Source organism: Hydrogenophaga sp. R2 (assembly GCF_049843595.1).
Taxonomy (GTDB): Bacteria; Pseudomonadota; Gammaproteobacteria; order Burkholderiales; family Burkholderiaceae_C; genus Hydrogenophaga.
This window is the reverse complement of record NZ_JBBHZN010000004.1, coordinates 83,337-100,512: the sequence shown is the minus strand read 5'-3', so window position 1 is coordinate 100,512 and position 17,176 is coordinate 83,337. Positions and strand designations below refer to the sequence as shown.

Sequence of the window (17,176 nt, the reverse complement as noted above, 5' to 3'; positions counted from 1 at the left end):
GGTCACGCAGCGGACGCAAGGGCTCCCGGGCGGGAGCGGTCGTCAGACGGAGAGGGGGGGTCCGCGCGCCGGTGGCGGGGCGGCCGCGTGCTGGGTCGCCCTCGGATCTTCGGTGGGGACGGTGGCGCTGCGGCGGGCCACCGGCAGCGGCGGCACCACGGCTGCCGGGGGCGGCGGCAACAGGGCCACGCACAGGGCGCATTCGCCCATGGACATGGGTGTCGGCGTGCCGGGCGAGTCGTCCAGCGACACATAACGCAGCTGACCGGAGGGCGAGCAGACCAGCGTGGCACTGGCCGGGTGCACGATGGCCCCCAGCAGGGACAGCACCAGCGACAGCACGAAGCTGCCCAGCACCGACCCGGTGAGCCGGCGCAGGCCGGTGCGGGTCAGACGCCCCACACGATCTCCACGCCCGCCTTCTGGCAGCGCTGCAGCATGTCGATGAAGGGCAGGGAACGCATGCGCAGGCTCACCGGATCGAAGCCGGGGGGCGCCTCGCCCCGGGCGGCCGCTTCCTCGCGCAGGCGCTGCTGCTCGGCTTCCTCGGCGGCGATCGCCTGCCGGATGGCATCGATGGCGCCGGGCATCTGCTCGGGCAGCACGATGCCGGGGGCCGACGGGTCCTTGCCCAGGATCTCCAGCAGGCGCTGCCCATGGGTGGACGTCATGACCAGGTCACCGGTCTCGCGGGATTTGAAGCGGTACAGAGCCATGGGGGGTATGCGTTCCAGACCGGGATTCTGACACCGGACGGCATCAGGGAATACCCGATTGGATCTGAATTATTCAGGTCTAAACTAAATGACCATGAACACCCGCACCCCCTCCCCGGCCGGACTGCAGCGCATCCTGTGCATCGGCGGCGGCCCCGCCGGCCTGTACTTCGCGCTGCTCATGAAACGCCGCCACCCGGCGCTGGAGGTCACGGTGGTGGAACGCAACCGGCCGTTCGACACCTTCGGCTGGGGCGTGGTGTTCTCGGACGCCACCCTGGCCAACCTGAAGCGCGCCGACCCCGAGAGCGCCCAGCTGATCGGCGACGCCTTCAACCACTGGGACGACATCGAGGTGTTCTTCAAGGGCCGCAGCGTGCGCAGCGGCGGCCATGGCTTCTGCGGCATCGGCCGCAAGCGGCTGCTCAACATCCTGCAGGACCGCTGTCTGGCGCTCGGCGTGAACCTGGTGTTCGAGACCGACGTGACCGACGACCAGGCCCTGGCCGCCCAGTACCGGGCCGACCTGGTGATCGCCAGCGACGGCCTGAACAGCCGCATCCGCACCCGCTACGCCGACACCTTCCAGCCCGACATCGACACCCGCCAGTGCCGCTTCGTGTGGCTGGGCACCAAAAAGACCTTCGACGCCTTCACCTTCGCCTTCGAAGAAACCGAGCACGGCTGGTTCCAGGCCCATGCCTACAAGTTCGACGCCGACACCTCCACCTTCATCGTCGAGACGCCGGAAGCGGTCTGGAAGGCCCACGGACTGGACCGCATGGAGCAGGCCGAGGCGATTGCCTTCTGCCAGCAGCTGTTCGCCCGCCACCTGGACGGCCATGCGCTGCTGAGCAATGCCTCGCACCTGCGGGGCTCGGCCATCTGGATCCGCTTCCCCCGCGTCATATGTGGGAACTGGATCCACAGCGAGGGCGTGCAGGCCCCCATCGTGCTCATGGGCGACGCCGCCCACACCGCCCACTTCTCGATCGGCAGCGGCACCAAGCTGGCGCTGGAAGACGCCATCGACCTGGCCGACACCTTCGACACCGAGGCCGGGCGCGACCTGGCCACCGCCCTGCAGGCCTACCAGGCGCGGCGCAGCGTGGAGGTGCTCAAGATCCAGAACGCCGCGCGCAACTCCACCGAATGGTTCGAGCATGTGGACCGCTACACCGGCATGGAGATCGAGCAGTTCGCCTATTCGCTGCTCACCCGCAGCCAGCGCATCAGCCACGAGAACCTGCGCCTGCGCGACGCCGCCTGGCTGGAGGGCTACGAGCGTTACCTGGAACAGAAGGTCAAGCCGCACGACAAGCCACGCTCGCGCCCCACGCCACCCATGCTGCTGCCGCTCACGGTGCGGGGTGTGACGCTGAAGAACCGCATCGTGGTCTCGCCCATGGCGCAGTACATGGCCCAGGACGGCGTGGTGGGCGACTGGCACCTGGTGCACCTGGGTGCCCGCGCCACCGGCGGTGCCGGCCTGGTGATGGTGGAGATGACCAGCCCCACGCCCGAAGGCCGCATCACCCCCGGCTGCCCCGGCCTGTGGAACGACGCGCAGCGCGATGCCTTGAAGCGCGTGGTGGACTTTGCCCACACCCATGGGCAGACGCACATCGGCATCCAGATCGGCCACAGCGGCCCCAAGGGTTCCACCCGCGTGGGCTGGGAAGGCACCGACGAGCCGCTGGCGCAAGGCAACTGGCCGCTGCTCTCGGCCAGCGCCGTGCCCTATGGCGAACAGAACCAGACCCCGCGCGCCCTGACCCGGGCAGACATGGACCAGCTCACCGCCGCCTTCGTGGCCGCCACCCACCGCGCCGCCGAGGCCGGCTTCGACTGGCTGGAGCTGCACTGCGCCCACGGCTACCTGCTCTCGGCCTTCATCTGCCCGCTCACCAACCAGCGCACCGACGAGTACGGCGGCTCGCTGGAGAACCGCTGCCGCTGGCCGCTGGAGGTGTTTGCCGCCATGCGCGCCGCGTGGCCGGCCCACCTGCCCATGAGCGTGCGCATCTCGGCCCACGACTGGGCGCCCGGCGGCAACACGCCCGACGACGCGGTGGCCATGGCGCGGCTGTTCAAGGCCGCCGGCTGCGACGTGATCGACGTGTCCTCCGGCCAGACCACCCGCGCGGCCAAGCCGGTGTACGGCCGCATGTACCAGACGCCGTTTGCCGACCGGGTGCGCAACGAGGCCGGCATCCTGACCATGGCGGTGGGCGCCATCAGCGAGGCCGACCATGCCAACAGCATCATTGCCGCCGGCCGCGCCGACCTGTGCGCCGTGGCACGCCCGCACCTGGCCGACCCGGCCTGGACGCTGCACGAGGCCGCGAAGCTGCAGACCCGCGCCATCACCTGGCCGCGCCCCTACGAGAGCGGGCGCGACCAGCTCTACCGCGAGGTGGCCCGCCAGCAATCCCTGGCCGGTGCCCCGGCGGTGCCGCCCGAGGAGGCCGCGTGAGCGCCGCACGCCCCGAACCCGCCGTGCTCGACCTCGAAGCCCGCGCCCACAGCGAGCACGCCCGCGAACTGCGGTTGTGGCTGCGCCTGCTGGCCTGCTCGCAGCTGATCGAGAAACGGGTGCGCGCCGGCCTGCGCGAACAGTTCGACACCACCCTGCCGCGCTTCGACCTCATGGCCCAGCTCGAACGCCACCCCGAGGGCCTGAAGATGAAGGAGCTGTCGCACCGGCTCATGGTCACCGGCGGCAACGTCACCGGCATCACCGACCAGCTGGTGGCCGAGGGCCTGGTGGAACGCGTGGGCGTGGACGGCGACCGGCGCGCCTTCCGCGTGCGCCTCACGCCCGAGGGCCAGGCCGCCTTTGCCGCCATGGCCGAGCAGCACGAGCAGTGGATCGTGGAGGCCTTTGCCGACCTGTCCGCCCGCGACGTGGACCAGCTGCACCGCCTGCTGGGCCGGCTCAAGCAGAGCCAGCTCGACATCAACCGCCGGCTGCAGGCCGACGAACTGGAATGACCATGAAGCACCCCATCCCCGACCACAACCCCATGCGCGGCCAGTACGGCCCGGCACCGGCGCAGCCGCAGCACTTTGCCCTGAGCGTGCAGGACGGCGTGGCCACCCTCACGCTGAACCGGCCCGAGCGCAAGAACCCGCTCACCTTCGACTCGTACGCCGAGCTGCGCGACTGGTTCCTCGCGCTGCAGAAGTCCACCGACGTGCGCGCCGTGGTGCTCACCGGGGCCGGCGGCAACTTCTGCTCGGGCGGCGACGTGCACGAGATCATCGGCCCGCTCACCCGCATGACCATGCCCGAGCTGCTGGCCTTCACGCGCATGACCGGTGCCCTGGTGGCGGCCATGCGGGCCTGCCCGCAGCCGGTGGTGGCCGCCATCGACGGCGTGTGCGCCGGGGCGGGCGCCATGATGGCCCTGGCCAGCGACCTGCGCCTGGGCACGCCCACCACCAGCACCGCCTTCCTGTTCACCCGCGTGGGCCTGGCCGGTGCCGACATGGGCGCCTGCGCCCTGCTGCCGCGCATGATCGGCCAGGGCCGCGCCAGCGAGCTGCTGCTGACCGGCCGCAGCATGACCGCGCAGGAAGGCCACGCCTGGGGCTTCTTCAATGCCCTGCACGACAGCGAGAACCTGCTGGCCGCTGCGCAGAAGCTGGCCGCCTCGCTGGCGCAGGGCCCCACCTTCGCCCACGGCATGACCAAGACCATGCTGCACCAGGAATGGGCCATGACGCTGGACCAGGCCATCGAGGCCGAGGCCCAGGCCCAGGCCATCTGCATGCAGACGCAGGACTTCCGCCGCGCCTACGAGGCGTTTGCCGCCAAGCAGCGTCCGGTCTTCGAGGGCGACTGATGAGCACGACCCCACTCAGCCCCGCCCGGGACCACCTCGACCTGCCCTTCTTCGAGGACCACCACCGCACCCTGGCCGCCGAGCTGCAGGACTGGGCCGCCGCCCAGCAGGTGGACGAGAGCGACGACCGCGCCGCCTGCCGCGAATGGGTGCGCCGTCTGGGCGAGGCCGGCTGGCTGCGTTATTGCGTACCGGCCGCGCACGGCGGCGCGCTGGCCAGGCTCGATTCGCGCGCCCTGGTCATCCTGCGCGAGACCCTGGCCTTCCATTCGCCGCTGGCCGACTTTGCCTTCGCCATGCAGGGGCTGGGCAGCGGCGCCATCACGCTGGCCGGCACGCCGGCGCAGCAGGCGGCCTACCTGGGCGCCGTGGCGCGGGGCCACAAGATTGCCGCCTTTGCCCTGAGCGAGCCCGAGGCCGGGTCGGATGTGGCGGCCATGGGCACCCGCGCCACCGCGCGCGCCGGTGCCTGGCAGCTCGATGGCGCCAAGACCTGGATCAGCAACGGCGGCATGGCCGACTTCTATGTCACCTTCGCCCGCACCCGGGCCGATGGCGGGGCGCGCGGCATCAGCGCCTTCATCGTCGATGCCGACCGGCCCGGCCTGGACGCCAGCGAACACATCCATGTGATGGCCCCGCACCCGCTGGCCACGCTGCGGTTCGATGGCTGCCAGCTGCCCGGCGATGCCCTGCTGGGCGAGGTGGACGGTGGCTTCAAGCTGGCCATGCAGACGCTCGACATCTTCCGCCCCTCGGTGGCCGCTGCCGCCCTGGGCATGGCCCGCCGCGCCATGGCCGAGGCCGTGGCCCATGCCAAGACCCGCCGCATGTTCGGCCAGACGCTGGCCGACTTCCAGCTCACACAGGTGAAGCTGGGCGAGATGAGCGCCCTGCTGGACGCCGCCACCCTCCTTACCTGCCGCGCGGCGTGGCAGCGCGACTGCAGCGCCACCCGGGGTGCCGGCACGCCGGCCTACACGGCGGCGGCCGCCTCGGCCAAGCTGACCGCCACCGAGAACGCGCAGCAGGTGATCGACATGGCGCTGCAGATGTTCGGCGGGCGCGGCGTGGAAGTGGGCAACCCGGTGGAGCACCTCTACCGCGACATCCGCTCGCTGCGCATCTACGAAGGCGCGAGCGAGGTGCAACTGCTCATCCTGGGAAAGGCGGCGCTGCGATGAACTCCGCCCACTCCCCCGCCACGACCTCGGCTCAGGTCGACCGCTTCGTGCACGACCGCCTGCCACCCCGCGATGCGTGGCCGCAGATGCGCCACGACACGCCCGAGCTGCAGGCCCTGCCTTCGCAGGTGAATCTGGTGGCCGCGCTGTTCGACCGGGCCCGTGCCAACGGCCATGCCGACCGCCCCTTCCTGCGCAGCGATGCGCGCACCCTGACCTACGCCCAGGCGCAGGACGAGGTGCAGCGCCTGGCGGCGGCGCTGGTGCAGGCGCATGGTCTGGTGCCAGGACAACGGGTGCTGCTGCGCGGCGGCAACTCGGTGGCCATGGCGCTGGCCTGGCTGGCCGTGGTGCATGCCGGTCTGGTGGCAGTGGCCACCATGCCGCTGCTGCGCGCGCAGGAGCTGGGCGCCATCATCGACAAGGCGCAGCCCGCGCTGCTGCTGTGCGACGCCGCGCTGGTGGCCGAGCTGGAGCCGGTGCGCGGCACGCTGCCCATGCTGCGCTTCAACACCCCGGACACCGATGGCCTGGAAGCGATGGCGGCACGGCAGACGCAGCGCGCCGCCCCCTGCCCCACCCACGGCGACGACGTGGCCCTGCTGGCCTTCACCTCCGGCACCACCGGCACGCCCAAGGCGGCGGTGCACACCCACCGCGAGGTGCTGGCCGCCTGCGAATGCTGGCCGCGCCATGTGCTGCGCGCCACGCCGGACGATGTGGTCATGGGCTCGCCGCCGCTGGCCTTCACCTTCGGCCTGGGCGGGCTGCTGATCTTTCCCATGTGGGCCGGCTGCTCGGTGTACTTTCCCGCCATCGGCTACACGCCCGAGGCCATGGTCAGGCTCATGGTCCAGCAGGGCGCCACCATCTGCTACACCGCCCCCACCTTCTACCGGCAGATGGCGCCGTTGGCCAAGGCACTGGGCATCGGCCGGCTGCGCATCAGCGTGAGTGCCGGCGAAGGCCTGCCCGATGCCACCCGCCAGCTCTGGAAGGAAGCCACCGGCCTGGAGATGCTGGACGGCATCGGTGCCACCGAGATGTTCCACATCTTCATCTCCTCGGCCCCGCACGAGGTGCGGCGCGGCGCGGTGGGCCGGGTGGTGCCGGGCTACACGGCGCGCATCGTGGACGAGCAGGGCCGCGAACTGCCCGATGGCCAGGTGGGCCGGCTGGCGGTGGTGGGCCCCACCGGCTGCCGTTACCTGGACGACGCCCGCCAGGGCCAGTACGTGCAGGACGGCTGGAACTTCCCCGGCGACGCCTTCGTGCGCGATGCCGACGGCTACTTCTTCTACCAGGCCCGCACCGACGACATGATCATCACCGCCGGCTACAACGTGGCCGGCCCCGAGGTGGAAGCCGCCCTGCTGCAGCACCCGGCCGTGGCCGAGTGCGGCGTGGTGGGCCAGCCCGACGAGGAGCGGGGCCAGATCGTGCTGGCCTTCGTGGTGCTGCAGCCGGGCCACACCGGTGATGCCGCCCTGGTCAAGGCCCTGCAGGACCATGTGAAGCACAGCCTGGCCCCCTACAAGTACCCGCGCCGCGTGGTCTTCACCGACCGGCTGCCGCGCACCGGCACCGGCAAGCTGCAGCGTTTTGCTCTGCGCCAGCTGGCCACCGCCCCATCCCGCACCGATCCATCGAAAGCCGCCCCATGAAACACCTGCAACCGCCCGGATGGGCCACCCCCAAGGGCTATGCCAACGGCATCGCCGCACGCGGCACGCTGGTGTTCGTGGGCGGACAGATCGGCTGGAACGCGCAGCAGCAGTTCGAGAGCGACGACTTCATCCACCAGACGCGGCAGGCGCTGCAGAACGTGCACGACGTGCTGGCCTGCGCCGGTGCCGGCCCGCAGCACATGGTGCGCATGACCTGGTACATCGTCGACCGGGTGGAATACAACGCCCGCCTGCGTGAACTGGGCGAGGCCTACCGCAGCGTCATGGGCAAGCACTTCCCGGCCATGACCTGCGTGGAGGTGAGCGCGCTGGTGGAAGAGCGCGCCAAGGTGGAGATCGAGGTCACGGCCGTGCTGCCGGACCCTGCCTGAAGCCGCCGGACCCGGCGCGGGCTCAGAGGTCGTCGACCGCGCCGAAGCGGCTGTCGCCGGCTTCCTCGCCCTCGAAGGGCAGGGTGAACAGGAAGCTGCAGCCCTGGCCCACCGCCGTCTCGCACCAGATGCGGCCACCGTGGCGCTCCACGATGCGCTGCGCCAGCGCCAGGCCGGTACCCAGGCCGTCGTAGTCCATGGAGTGGTGCTGGCGCTGGAACATGACGAACAGGTTGGCGGCCTTCTGCAGGTCGAAGCCCACGCCGTTGTCGCGCACATGGAAGGTGCGCACGCCCTGCTCGCTCACCGTCCAGCCGATCTCGATGCGGGCGTGCTCGGTGCGGCCGGTGAACTTGACCGCGTTCTCCAGCAGGTAGGCAAAGAGCTGGGCCAGCATCATGGGGTCGCCCCGGGCCACCGGCAGGTCGGACTCGATGTCCCACGCCACGTCGCGCAGCGGGTGCTCGGCCTTGAGGTGCGCCACCACGCCCTGCACCAGGGGCAGCAGCGGCACCGGCTGGTACTCCACCGTGATGCGACCGAGGCGTGCGTACTCCAGCAGCCCCTCGACCATGCCGGCCATGCGCCGGGCCGAGCGCGAGATGGCGCTCTCGTACTGCAGCAGCTGGGCATCGCCCTGCTCGCCCAGCTGCTCGCGGATCAGGCCGGCAAAGCTGCCGATGTGGCGCAGCGGGGCCCGCAGGTCGTGCGAGATGGTGTGCGAGAACACGTCCAGGTCCTTGTTGGCGGCCACCAGCTGGCGGGTGCGTTCTTCCACGCGCCGCTCCAGTTCCTTGTTGAGGTCGTTCATCACGTCCTCCAGCTGCTTGGCCGCCGTCATGTCGCGCTCGATGACCGAGATGCCCTGCAGCTCGCCGGCCGGGTTGCGCAGCGCGGTCAGGCTCACATGCGCAAAGAAGCGCGAACCGTCGGCCCGCAGGCGCCAGCCCTGGGTGTCGGCATGGCCATGGTCCACCGCCTGGTGCACCAGCAGGTCGGGCTGTTCCGGCTCCAGGGCCAGGTCGACGCCGTCGTCGGGCGGCAGCAGCATGGCCAGCGGGCGGCCCAGCACCTGCACCCGGTCGAAGCCGTGCAGGCGCTGCGCGCTCTCGCTCCACTCCACGATGAAGCCTTCGGCATCGACAAAGTAGATGCAGCTGTCGCGCACCGCGTCCACCATGAGGCGGAAGCGCTGTTCACTGGCATGCAGCTCGGCGGTGCGCTGCTGCACCCGCTCTTCGAGCTCCAGGTTGGCACTCAGCACGATGTCTTCGGTGCGGCGGCGCTCGGTGATGTCGTTGAGCTCCATGAAGATGCCCACCACCTCGCCCTGCTGCACGTCGGGCACGTAGTGCACCTCGTGGTAGCTGGGCTGTCCGTCGGCGGCGGTGCCGTCGGCCTCGAAGGTCTGGGCCTCGCCGGCCAGTGCACGCGTCACACGGGCCATCACACGCGGCAGCTGTGCCGGCGGGATCAGCTCGCTCAGGTGGGCACCCACCATCTGCTGCGGCGTGCGGCCGTGGCGGTCGGCCTGGGCGCGGTTGGCGAAGCGGCAGATCAGGTCGCGGTCGAAGTAGGTCAGGCGCGAGGGGGTGCGGTCGGTCAGGGTGCTCAGGAACTCCACCTGCGCCGCCAGCCGCTGCTCCAGCACCCGGCGTTCACCCACATCGAGCAGCCAGCACAGCAGGTGCTGCACCTGGCCCGCGGCATCGGGCACTGCGCTGAGCGAGAGCTGCAGCACATGGATCTCGCCGGAAGGCAGCCGCACCCGCAACTCCAGCGGCGGCACGGCGGCGGCGGGCCTGACCAGCGCCAGGTGCGACGGCAGCAGCGACTCGCCGGGCGAGCCTTCCAGCCGCAGCAGCACCGACAGGGGCCGGCCGCTCAGGGCGTCATCGTCGGACCAGGCCAGCAGCTGGCGGCCGGCACGGTTGGCTCGGCGCACGAGACCGGCGGGGTCGAGCTCGATCAAGGCACAAGGCGCGTGCTCGAAGGCCGGATCGGAAACAGGGGCGGTTGACGGACTCATGGGGCGCAGCGGGTCGGTCGTGGCGGACTCGGGTCGGGGCAATATAGGACGGTGGCGGCAGACGTGCCACCTCTGTCTGCATATCGGCAACGCGAAGGCGCTCTGCAGTCCCCAGAGCAGGGGACATCAACCCGGCTGCCGCTGCAGCGGCAGGCGCAAGGAGAAGCGCGTGCCCTGCGGCAACCGCTCCCAGCGGGCCTCTCCCTGCAGCTGCGCGGTGCGCCGCAGCAGGTTGCCCAGGCCCTTGCCGCGCGGCGGCGATGTGACATCGGTCACGGGGGCCGGCATGTCGAAGCCCACGCCGTTGTCCTCCACCGTCACGGTGACGTGGGTGTCGTCGTGCGCGGTCCGCACCGTGATGCGCGTGGCCCGGGCGTGCTTGATGATGTTGGTGAGCACCTCCTGGAAGATGCGCAGGATGTGCAGCGCGCTGCGGGGCTCCAGCCATTGCAGGCGCGGCACATCGTCCACCGCCCAGTCCAGCGTGAGCCCGCTGCCCTGCAGGCGCGGCGCCAGCCGGAAACGCAGCGTGGCCAGCAGCAGCAGCAGATCGGTCTGCACCGGCTCCAGCGAGTCGATGGCCAGCTTCATGTCGTCGATGCACTCGCGCAGCACCTGGGCCACCTCGGCCTCCGACATCTGCCCCGACTCGACCGCGTGCAGCGCACTCATCAGCGATGAGCCCAGCCCGTCGTGCATGTCCTGCATCAGGCGCTGGCGCTCCTGGGCCAGCATCTGCACCTGCTCGGCGCTGCGCAGCTTCTGGTAGCTCAGCGAGAGTTCCTGCTCGCGCTGCAACAGCCGCTGCTGCAGCTGCTGGCGCGCCTGCTCGGCCTCGGTGACCGCACCCACATAGCGCTGGAACACCACGCTCATGAACAGCACGAACAGCCCCATGCCGGTGTAGGGCAGCAGGTACAGGCTCTCCACGCTGATGAGCATGTTCTGCAGCATCCAGTCGTGCACGCCGATGGGAATGTTGGTGACGTTCCAGCCCGCCATGACCAGCGCAGCGCGGTTGCCGCTGCGCCGGGCGGCCCACAGCGCCACCACGGTCACCACCACCATCACCACCAGCTGCAGCAGGTAGGCCGCCGGGGCCAGGTCGGCCACGGGGGCCAGCCAGTGCAGCGGTGGCAGCGTGACCAGGGTGGTGAGCCCCATGATGGCCAGCACGCCGCGCTCCAGCCACACATAACGCATCGGGTGCAGCCGGAAGGTGAAGAAGTACACGCTCACCAGCAGCCAGCCCAGGCTGTTGACGGTGATCCAGCCGAACCAGTCCTCCGGCATCAGGGGTCGGCGGTCACCGCTGTAGTAGTGGATGCAGCGCAGGAAGAACAGCGCCGACGACACGAAGAACAGCAGGTAGGCGGTCTCGGACCGGCGCCGGCTCCACACCGCCAGCGAGAACAGGCCGATGGCGAGGAACGCCGCACTGGCCATGAACGGGATGTTGGCCTGCAGGGCCTCGCGCAGGCGGTGCTGCCAGATGAGCTCATCGCGGGGCCCCACCCACAGGCTCGAGAGGCCCGCTCCGGCGTCCACCGGGCTGACCAGCCGCACCAGGATCTGCTGCGGGGGCGGTTCGTCCTGGGTGATGTTGAGCGGCAGCCACAGCGGCAGGTTGAAGCCGTTCCACACCGGCCCGCCCCGCGAGTGGTAGACCAGCCGGCCATCGGCATAGATGGTGATGCGCCCGATGGTCTGCCAGCGCGGCAGGTACAGCACTTCCTCGCCCTCCAGCCCGGCCGGCAGGTCGACTCTGAACCAGCGGGTGATGGTGCCTCCCGCCGACAGCGGATCGATGTCCAGCGGGCGCGGCGCCATGAAGGGCAGCGCGACTTCGCGCCAGGCCGGACCCAGGGTCCGGGGGTCGACGGTGGCGGCCGGCGGGGCCTCCATGTCGCCACCGGCCTGCTCCAGCAGCCAGGCCCGGTGCTGGTGGATGGCCGCATGCCCGGCCCAGGCCGGCACGGCCGCCAGGGTCAGCAGCCACAGCAGCAGGCAGGCCGCCAGCCAGGGCCGGCGGGGCCCGCGCTCAGGGCCCGAGCAGGCCCTGCTGGCGAGCGGCATTGATCGCCTCGATCTTGGAGCCCACTTCCAGCTTGGCGTAGATGCGCCGCACGAAGGTCTGCACCGTGTGGCGGGTCACGCCCAGCTTGCGGGCGATTTCCTCGTAGGTGAAGCCCTTGGTGATGAGTTCGAGCACCTCGGTCTCGCGCCGCGACATGCTCACGCCCGGCTTGCCGTCGTGCGGCTCGGCAGGCCCCGCCGCCGGCAGCGCCGGGCGCAGGCGGCCCAGCACCAGGCGGGCGATCAGCGGGCTGATCGGGCTGCCGCCGGCGCGCAGCAGGCGGATCTCTTCGGCGATGGTGCCCGACGGGCTGTCCTTGAGCAGGTAGCCGTGGGCGCCGGCCTCGATGGACTGCAGCACATGGGCCTCGTCGCCGAAGATGGTGCAGACCATCACGTCGCAGCGCGGCAGGCGCTCGTGGGCTTCGCGGATCACGTCGATGCCCGAACCGTCGGGCAGGCCCAGGTCGACCAGCAGCACATCCACCGGCGAGCGCACCAGCGCGGCCAGCGCCGCGGCACGGGTGGTCTCCGACCAGGCCAGCTGCATGTCGGCGGCCATGTTCACCGCCGCGCCCAGGGCCTGGTTGACGCGCAGATCGTCCTCGACGATGCCCACCCGGATGGGAGCGGTGGCCACGGGCGGCTCGCTGGCGAGCACATCGGCGTTCATGCAGATTCCTCCTGATACATCACATTGATGCGGGCCACGTACTTGGGCACCGGACCGCTCACGCGGCACCCTTCGTGCACCACCGACGCCGGGCCGAACCCGTGGCGGAAGAACAGCGCCGAGCCCTTGGCCGGCGTCACGTCCACCGCGCGCCCCTGGCGGGTGAACAGCCGGGTCTGACCGCCCTGCACGCCGTCCTGCGGGCCATTGAGGTAGAGCACCATGGTGAGCGCCGAGCGCAGTCCACGCCACTCCAGCATGGTGCGGCGCTGCGGGTCCAGGCTGTAGCCCGGCCAGTCGCCGTCGGTGTGGCGGTTGAAGACATCGTTGTCGTCGTAGCGGTACATGTTGAGCCGGTGGCTGAACTGCGGGAACAGCGCACGGCCATCGATGCGGGGAGGCAGCAGGTGGGCGATGCGGTCCATCACCGGGCCGAGCAGCGCGGCATCGGCCAGCCAGTGCACCGACTTGTTCATGCGCATGCCCGGCGGCGTGGCGATGCCCGGCGCCTCGGGCCGAAAACCCATGTGCTCCGACGCTGCCACCAGGGCATCGGCCTCGGCCGGGGAGATGACATCGCTGATCTCGAAGGCCAGCAGACCGTCCAGATCGATGTCGCGGCGCTGCGGGTTCAGCGCCGCCCGGGTGTCCAGGCGCAGCAGGTCCGGCGTGTGTGCGAAGGCATGCACCGGGGTGTCGGGCACCACGCCGCCCATGGGCAGCGAGCCAGGCAGCAAGGCCACCGCCCGCACGTCCGGCCAGCCGGTCTGCAGGGCATGCGGCAGCGCTACGGGTTGGGGTATGTCGCTCATGCGCCGAGGTTACCTCAGGAGTTCACCGCTCCACAGCGGCATCCCCCGGCCGTTCAGGCCCTTGTGCCCCGGTCGGGGGACACGACCGGCTCGCCGATGGCGTAGTAGTGACCGCCGGCCACATGGTGCAGGGTGCGCAGGGCCGGATCGGCCGTCTCGAAATGCCAACGCCCGCCATGGAACACGCGCTCGTCGGCCCAGGCCTGTTCGACCTCGGCCAGGAACAGGTCGTGCGCCTGCTGCAGGGCGGGCTGCGGCAGCACACGGCACACCAGCCAGGCCACGCAGCCCTCGATCAGGGGCAGGCCGGCGTGCCCGGGCACCGACTGCCAGCGCAGGCCCGCCTCGCTCTGCAGCCGCTCCATCTTGTCGGGCACCTCCACCGCGCTGGTGGTGCCCAGTGCGGTGACCAGCGCAGCCTGCGCCACGCACGGCAGGGCCACGGTGAAGCGGCCCTGCCCGCCCTCGGCCTCGATCAGCGCGCGGGTGCAGGTGGCCTTGTCCAGCACCACGGTGAGCTTGGGCGGGGTGAAGTCCAGCGCGCAGGCCCAGGCCGCCGCCATGGCATTGGTCTGGCCGCCGTGGTGGGCCCCCACCAGCACGGTGGGTCCGTGGTTGAGCAGGCGATGGATGCGATCGGCCGGCACCGCCCGGGCATGGGCCGGCAGGCCCTCGGGCGCTGTCATGTCAGGTGCGGACCTTGCCGTCGCCGGTCAGCATGGACAGCTCGGCGAAGCTGGAGGCCACATGGTCGCTGGAAGACAGCGACAGGTTGAAGCCGCCCATGGACATGTCGCCGATGGCCTCCAGGCCGCTGATGAGGCTGTCGCGTGTGACGCGGCCGCCGGAGCGCTTGAGGCCCTCGGTCACCATGCGGGCAGCCATGTAGCCCTCCATGCTGGAGAAGTTGGGCTGCACCTTGTTGCCGCCCTTGGCAATCACGTCGAGGAACTCGCGGGTGATGGGCCGGGTGGTGGTGAAGGGGTTGGGCACCACCTGGGACACCACCACCCCCGCACCGTCCTTGCCCAGCTCGTCGGCCAGGGCCTGGGTGCCCACGAAGGACACGTTGTAGAAGGTGCCGCCGTAGCCGGCCGCCTTGGCCGCACGGATGTAGGCCGCGCACGACTTGTAGGCGCTGATCTGCACCACCGCGTCGGGCTTGGCCGCATTGATGGTGGCCACGGCCTGGGCCACGTCCACCGAGTTGCGCTCCACCGTGGCGGTGGCCACCGGCTTGAGGTTGCGCGAGGCCAGGGCGGCGGTCACACCGTCCAGGCCGGCCTTGCCGTAGCTGTCGTTCTGGTGGAACACCGCGATCTTGTTCAGACCCAGGTTGGTGAGCTGGCGCACGATGAGCGCCGTCTCGTCGTTGTAGGACGCGCGCAGGTGGAACACCAGCTTGTTGAAGGGCTGGCGCAGGCCCATGGCACCGGTGAAGGGCGCAATGAACGGGGTGTTGGCCTGGATGGCCAGCGGCAACGCGGCCAGGCTGGTGGGGGTGCCGATGTAGCCGAACAGCGCGAACACGTCGTCCTTGAGCAGCTTGCGGGTGTTCTCGGCGCAGCGGTCGGGCTCGTAGCCGTCGTCCAGGTTGACGATCTCGATGCGCTGCCCGTTGACGCCACCGGCGGCATTGAGGGCATCGAAATGCAGCTTGGCACCGGCGTGGAACTGCACGCCCAGCTGGGCGGCTGCGCCGGTGAGCGCGGCCGACTGGCCCAGCACGATGCGGTTGCCCGACTGGGCCTGCACCAGCGGTGCCCCGGTGAGGGCGGTGCCGGCCACCAGGGCGGTGAAGCGGCGGCGGTTCAGGGACGGCAGGGCGGGGGTGGGCAGCGGGTGGGATTTCATGGCGGCGGGCGTACGGTCGGTCACGTTCGATGGAATACCGGACAGGGTAAATGACGAATGCTATCGGGCGATCCGATGCGTTCGTCATCGTTTGCTCATCACTGCCGACCGCTGATCGGCCCGATGGCCCGCGGCCGCCGGCTCAGGGCATTTCGACCCGCAGGGTGATGGACGAATACCAGGCCGCCAGGTTCTCGATCTCGGCATCGGTCAGGGGCTTGGCGATCACGCCCATGACCTCGTTGGCGCGTTTGCCGCTGCGATAGGCCTTGAGCTGCTCGATCAGGTAGATCTCGGGCTGGCCGGCCAGGTGCGGCACCGCCGGCTGCATGGAGAGTCCCTGGGGGCCGTGGCACACCGCACAGGCGGCCGAGCGGACCTGACCGGCCTTGACGTCGGCGGCATGGGCCGTGGCCGACGAACCGAACGCCAGGGTCAGGGCTGCAAGAAGGGGAAGGTGGCGCATGGGGAAGAACGGGAAGTGGGGGTGAAGAAACGCAGAAGGCCCCGGAGGGCCTCCTGCGATCGGGACGGGCAGGATCAGTTGCCCACGTAGGTCACGCGGTAGATCGCGCCGACGTAGTCGTCGGAGATCAGCAGCGAGCCGTCCTTCATGGGCGCCACATCCACCGGGCGGCCCTTGTAGACGCCGTTGGCGTCCAGCCAGCCCTCGGCGAACACCTCGGACTTGCCGGCGGTGCCGTCGGCATTGAGCGGGATGAAGTTGATCAGCGCACCGGTGGCCTTGCTGCGGTTCCACGAGCCGTGCGAGGCCACGAAGATGCCGCCCTGGTACTTGGCCGGGAACTGCTTGCCGTTGTAGAAGGTCATGCCCAGCTGCGCCTGGTGGGCCGGGAACTCGACCTGCGGGAACACCGCGTTGGCCGGCTCCTTCATGTCCTTGAGGTCGGGCGCGGCAGCGGTGCCGGCGACCTTGAACTTGCCGTTCCAGTACGGATAGCCGAAGTGCTGACCGGCCTTGGTGCTGCGGTTGAGCTCGCCCGGCGGGACGTCGTCACCCAGACCGTCGGTCTGGTTGTCGGTCCACCACACCGTCTTGTCCTTGGGGTTGATGTCCATGCCCACCGAGTTGCGCATGCCGCGGGCAAACACCTCGCGCTTGGAGCCGTCGAAGGCGTTCATGCGCACGATGCCGCCGATGCCGATCTTGTCGTACAGGTCGACCTTGCCGGCCGGCTGCACGTTGTAGGGCTGGCCCAGCGTGATGTAGAGGGTGCCGTCGTCGGCCACGCGGCAGGTGCGCGCGCCGTGGTTGAACGACTCCTCCTCCACCGGGATCAGGCCGCCCTGGGGCACCACCTCGATCACGGCCACGTCCGGACCTTCATAGAAGAACTCGGCGGCCGGGAAGTTGAGCACGCGGTTGTGCTCGGCCACGATCAGGAAGCCGTCCTTGGTCCAGCACACGCCGTTGGGCACCTTGAAGTTCAGCGACGGGGCGAAGGGCTTGACCTCGTCGGCGGTGCCGTCGCCGTTGCGGTCGGTCACGGCCCAGACGCGGGTCTTGCGGGTGCCCACGAACAGCATGTTGGTGCTGGGTGCCACCGCCATGTGGCGGGCATCGGGCACCACGGCATACAGCTCGATCTTGAAGCCCGGGGGCATCTTGATGTTCTTGAGGTTGGCCTTGATCGCTTCGGCGTTCTTGCCTTCCTGCGGCACGGGCGGGATGTTCAGGTCCACGCCGGACACCTTCATCTGCTTCAGGGTGGACAGGTTGTCCTTGCCGGCCTGGGCCAGGGCGCCGGTGGCCACACCGGCGATCATGAGGGCGGCGAGCAGTCGGTTGATCTTCATGTGTCTCCTCTTCTCTGTTGGGCTGTCCCGAAAGATGTCGGGAGGCCCATTCTGGGGGCGGTCGAATACCCCAACAAGTACGATGACCAAGGGTTTTCCAGAGGTTG

General features: G+C 70.2%; 16 protein-coding genes. 6 read left to right on the top strand and 10 right to left on the bottom strand.

Annotated elements, in window-relative coordinates:
• Positions 1–42: 42 nt before the first annotated feature.
• Positions 43–402 (bottom strand): DUF2946 family protein, encoded by a 360-nt coding sequence (locus WD026_RS13885; protein ID WP_425724253.1) that lies wholly within the window; start codon positions 400–402, stop codon positions 43–45.
• Positions 390–716: a DUF1840 domain-containing protein gene (locus WD026_RS13880; protein WP_425724252.1), complete on the bottom strand. Its 327-nt coding sequence runs from the start codon at positions 714–716 to the stop codon at positions 390–392. The genes WD026_RS13885 and WD026_RS13880 overlap by 13 nt, the downstream gene beginning before the upstream one ends.
• A 94-nt stretch (positions 717–810) precedes the next feature.
• Here WD026_RS13880 and WD026_RS13875 point away from each other — a divergent pair, with 94 nt between their 5' ends.
• From WD026_RS13875 to WD026_RS13850, 6 genes are read left to right on the top strand one after another with little or no spacing between them, the layout of a single operon-like run.
• Complete coding sequence (locus WD026_RS13875) at positions 811–3,192, top strand: bifunctional salicylyl-CoA 5-hydroxylase/oxidoreductase (RefSeq protein ID WP_425724251.1); 2,382 nt, start codon at positions 811–813, stop codon at positions 3,190–3,192.
• The gene (locus WD026_RS13870; protein ID WP_425724250.1) at positions 3,189–3,710 is read left to right on the top strand and encodes a MarR family winged helix-turn-helix transcriptional regulator; all 522 of its coding nucleotides are present in this window, start codon (positions 3,189–3,191) and stop codon (positions 3,708–3,710) included. The genes WD026_RS13875 and WD026_RS13870 overlap by 4 nt, the downstream gene beginning before the upstream one ends.
• 2 nt (positions 3,711–3,712) lie before the next feature.
• Positions 3,713–4,564 (top strand): enoyl-CoA hydratase family protein, encoded by an 852-nt coding sequence (locus tag WD026_RS13865; RefSeq protein WP_425724249.1) that lies wholly within the window; start codon positions 3,713–3,715, stop codon positions 4,562–4,564.
• Positions 4,564–5,748, top strand: coding sequence for an acyl-CoA dehydrogenase family protein (locus WD026_RS13860; protein WP_425724248.1), 1,185 nt, complete (start codon positions 4,564–4,566; stop codon positions 5,746–5,748). Before WD026_RS13865 ends, WD026_RS13860 begins: the two co-directional genes overlap by 1 nt.
• Positions 5,745–7,412 carry an AMP-binding protein gene (locus WD026_RS13855; protein ID WP_425724247.1) on the top strand — a complete coding sequence of 556 codons (1,668 nt, stop codon included), beginning with the start codon at positions 5,745–5,747 and terminating at the stop codon, positions 7,410–7,412. The genes WD026_RS13860 and WD026_RS13855 overlap by 4 nt, the downstream gene beginning before the upstream one ends.
• Positions 7,409–7,807 carry a RidA family protein gene (locus WD026_RS13850; RefSeq protein WP_425724246.1) on the top strand — a complete coding sequence of 133 codons (399 nt, stop codon included), beginning with the start codon at positions 7,409–7,411 and terminating at the stop codon, positions 7,805–7,807. Before WD026_RS13855 ends, WD026_RS13850 begins: the two co-directional genes overlap by 4 nt.
• Positions 7,808–7,829: 22 nt before the next feature.
• Here the strand turns inward: WD026_RS13850 and WD026_RS13845 are convergent, their stop codons facing one another.
• The 8 genes from WD026_RS13845 to WD026_RS13810 form a co-directional block, all read right to left on the bottom strand.
• The gene (locus tag WD026_RS13845) at positions 7,830–9,836 is read right to left on the bottom strand and encodes a PAS domain-containing sensor histidine kinase (protein ID WP_425724245.1); all 2,007 of its coding nucleotides are present in this window, start codon (positions 9,834–9,836) and stop codon (positions 7,830–7,832) included.
• A 126-nt stretch (positions 9,837–9,962) separates the two neighbouring features.
• On the bottom strand, positions 9,963–11,912 hold the full coding sequence (locus WD026_RS13840; RefSeq protein ID WP_425724244.1) for an ATP-binding protein: 1,950 nt from the start codon (positions 11,910–11,912) through the stop codon (positions 9,963–9,965).
• The gene (locus tag WD026_RS13835) at positions 11,878–12,585 is read right to left on the bottom strand and encodes a response regulator (RefSeq protein ID WP_425724243.1); all 708 of its coding nucleotides are present in this window, start codon (positions 12,583–12,585) and stop codon (positions 11,878–11,880) included. The genes WD026_RS13840 and WD026_RS13835 overlap by 35 nt, the downstream gene beginning before the upstream one ends.
• Positions 12,582–13,397: a 2OG-Fe(II) oxygenase gene (locus WD026_RS13830; protein WP_425724242.1), complete on the bottom strand. Its 816-nt coding sequence runs from the start codon at positions 13,395–13,397 to the stop codon at positions 12,582–12,584. Before WD026_RS13830 ends, WD026_RS13835 begins: the two co-directional genes overlap by 4 nt.
• A 53-nt stretch (positions 13,398–13,450) precedes the next feature.
• Positions 13,451–14,065, bottom strand: coding sequence for a flavin reductase family protein (locus WD026_RS13825; RefSeq protein ID WP_425724492.1), 615 nt, complete (start codon positions 14,063–14,065; stop codon positions 13,451–13,453).
• A 19-nt stretch (positions 14,066–14,084) separates the two neighbouring features.
• Positions 14,085–15,251, bottom strand: coding sequence for an ABC transporter substrate-binding protein (locus tag WD026_RS13820; RefSeq protein ID WP_425724241.1), 1,167 nt, complete (start codon positions 15,249–15,251; stop codon positions 14,085–14,087).
• Positions 15,252–15,393: 142 nt separating this feature from the next.
• The gene (locus tag WD026_RS13815; protein ID WP_425724240.1) at positions 15,394–15,717 is read right to left on the bottom strand and encodes a c-type cytochrome; all 324 of its coding nucleotides are present in this window, start codon (positions 15,715–15,717) and stop codon (positions 15,394–15,396) included.
• 74 nt (positions 15,718–15,791) lie between these two features.
• Complete coding sequence (locus WD026_RS13810; RefSeq protein WP_425724239.1) at positions 15,792–17,069, bottom strand: PQQ-dependent sugar dehydrogenase; 1,278 nt, start codon at positions 17,067–17,069, stop codon at positions 15,792–15,794.
• Between the last annotated feature and the right edge of the window lie 107 nt (positions 17,070–17,176).

What these genes read in the sequence shown, in the direction of transcription:
- WD026_RS13880 (WP_425724252.1), bottom strand. Translation starts at nt 716, where the DNA reads ATGGCTCTGTACCGCTTCAAATCCCGCGAGACCGGTGACCTGGTCATG.
- WD026_RS13875 (WP_425724251.1), top strand. Translation starts at nt 811, where the DNA reads ATGAACACCCGCACCCCCTCCCCGGCCGGACTGCAGCGCATCCTGTGC.
- WD026_RS13865 (WP_425724249.1), top strand. Translation starts at nt 3,713, where the DNA reads ATGAAGCACCCCATCCCCGACCACAACCCCATGCGCGGCCAGTACGGC.
- WD026_RS13860 (WP_425724248.1), top strand. Translation starts at nt 4,564, where the DNA reads ATGAGCACGACCCCACTCAGCCCCGCCCGGGACCACCTCGACCTGCCC.
- WD026_RS13855 (WP_425724247.1), top strand. Translation starts at nt 5,745, where the DNA reads ATGAACTCCGCCCACTCCCCCGCCACGACCTCGGCTCAGGTCGACCGC.
- WD026_RS13850 (WP_425724246.1), top strand. Translation starts at nt 7,409, where the DNA reads ATGAAACACCTGCAACCGCCCGGATGGGCCACCCCCAAGGGCTATGCC.
- WD026_RS13845 (WP_425724245.1), bottom strand. Translation starts at nt 9,836, where the DNA reads ATGAGTCCGTCAACCGCCCCTGTTTCCGATCCGGCCTTCGAGCACGCG.
- WD026_RS13840 (WP_425724244.1), bottom strand. Translation starts at nt 11,912, where the DNA reads ATGCCGCTCGCCAGCAGGGCCTGCTCGGGCCCTGAGCGCGGGCCCCGC.
- WD026_RS13835 (WP_425724243.1), bottom strand. Translation starts at nt 12,585, where the DNA reads ATGAACGCCGATGTGCTCGCCAGCGAGCCGCCCGTGGCCACCGCTCCC.
- WD026_RS13830 (WP_425724242.1), bottom strand. Translation starts at nt 13,397, where the DNA reads ATGAGCGACATACCCCAACCCGTAGCGCTGCCGCATGCCCTGCAGACC.
- WD026_RS13820 (WP_425724241.1), bottom strand. Translation starts at nt 15,251, where the DNA reads ATGAAATCCCACCCGCTGCCCACCCCCGCCCTGCCGTCCCTGAACCGC.
- WD026_RS13815 (WP_425724240.1), bottom strand. Translation starts at nt 15,717, where the DNA reads ATGCGCCACCTTCCCCTTCTTGCAGCCCTGACCCTGGCGTTCGGTTCG.
- WD026_RS13810 (WP_425724239.1), bottom strand. Translation starts at nt 17,069, where the DNA reads ATGAAGATCAACCGACTGCTCGCCGCCCTCATGATCGCCGGTGTGGCC.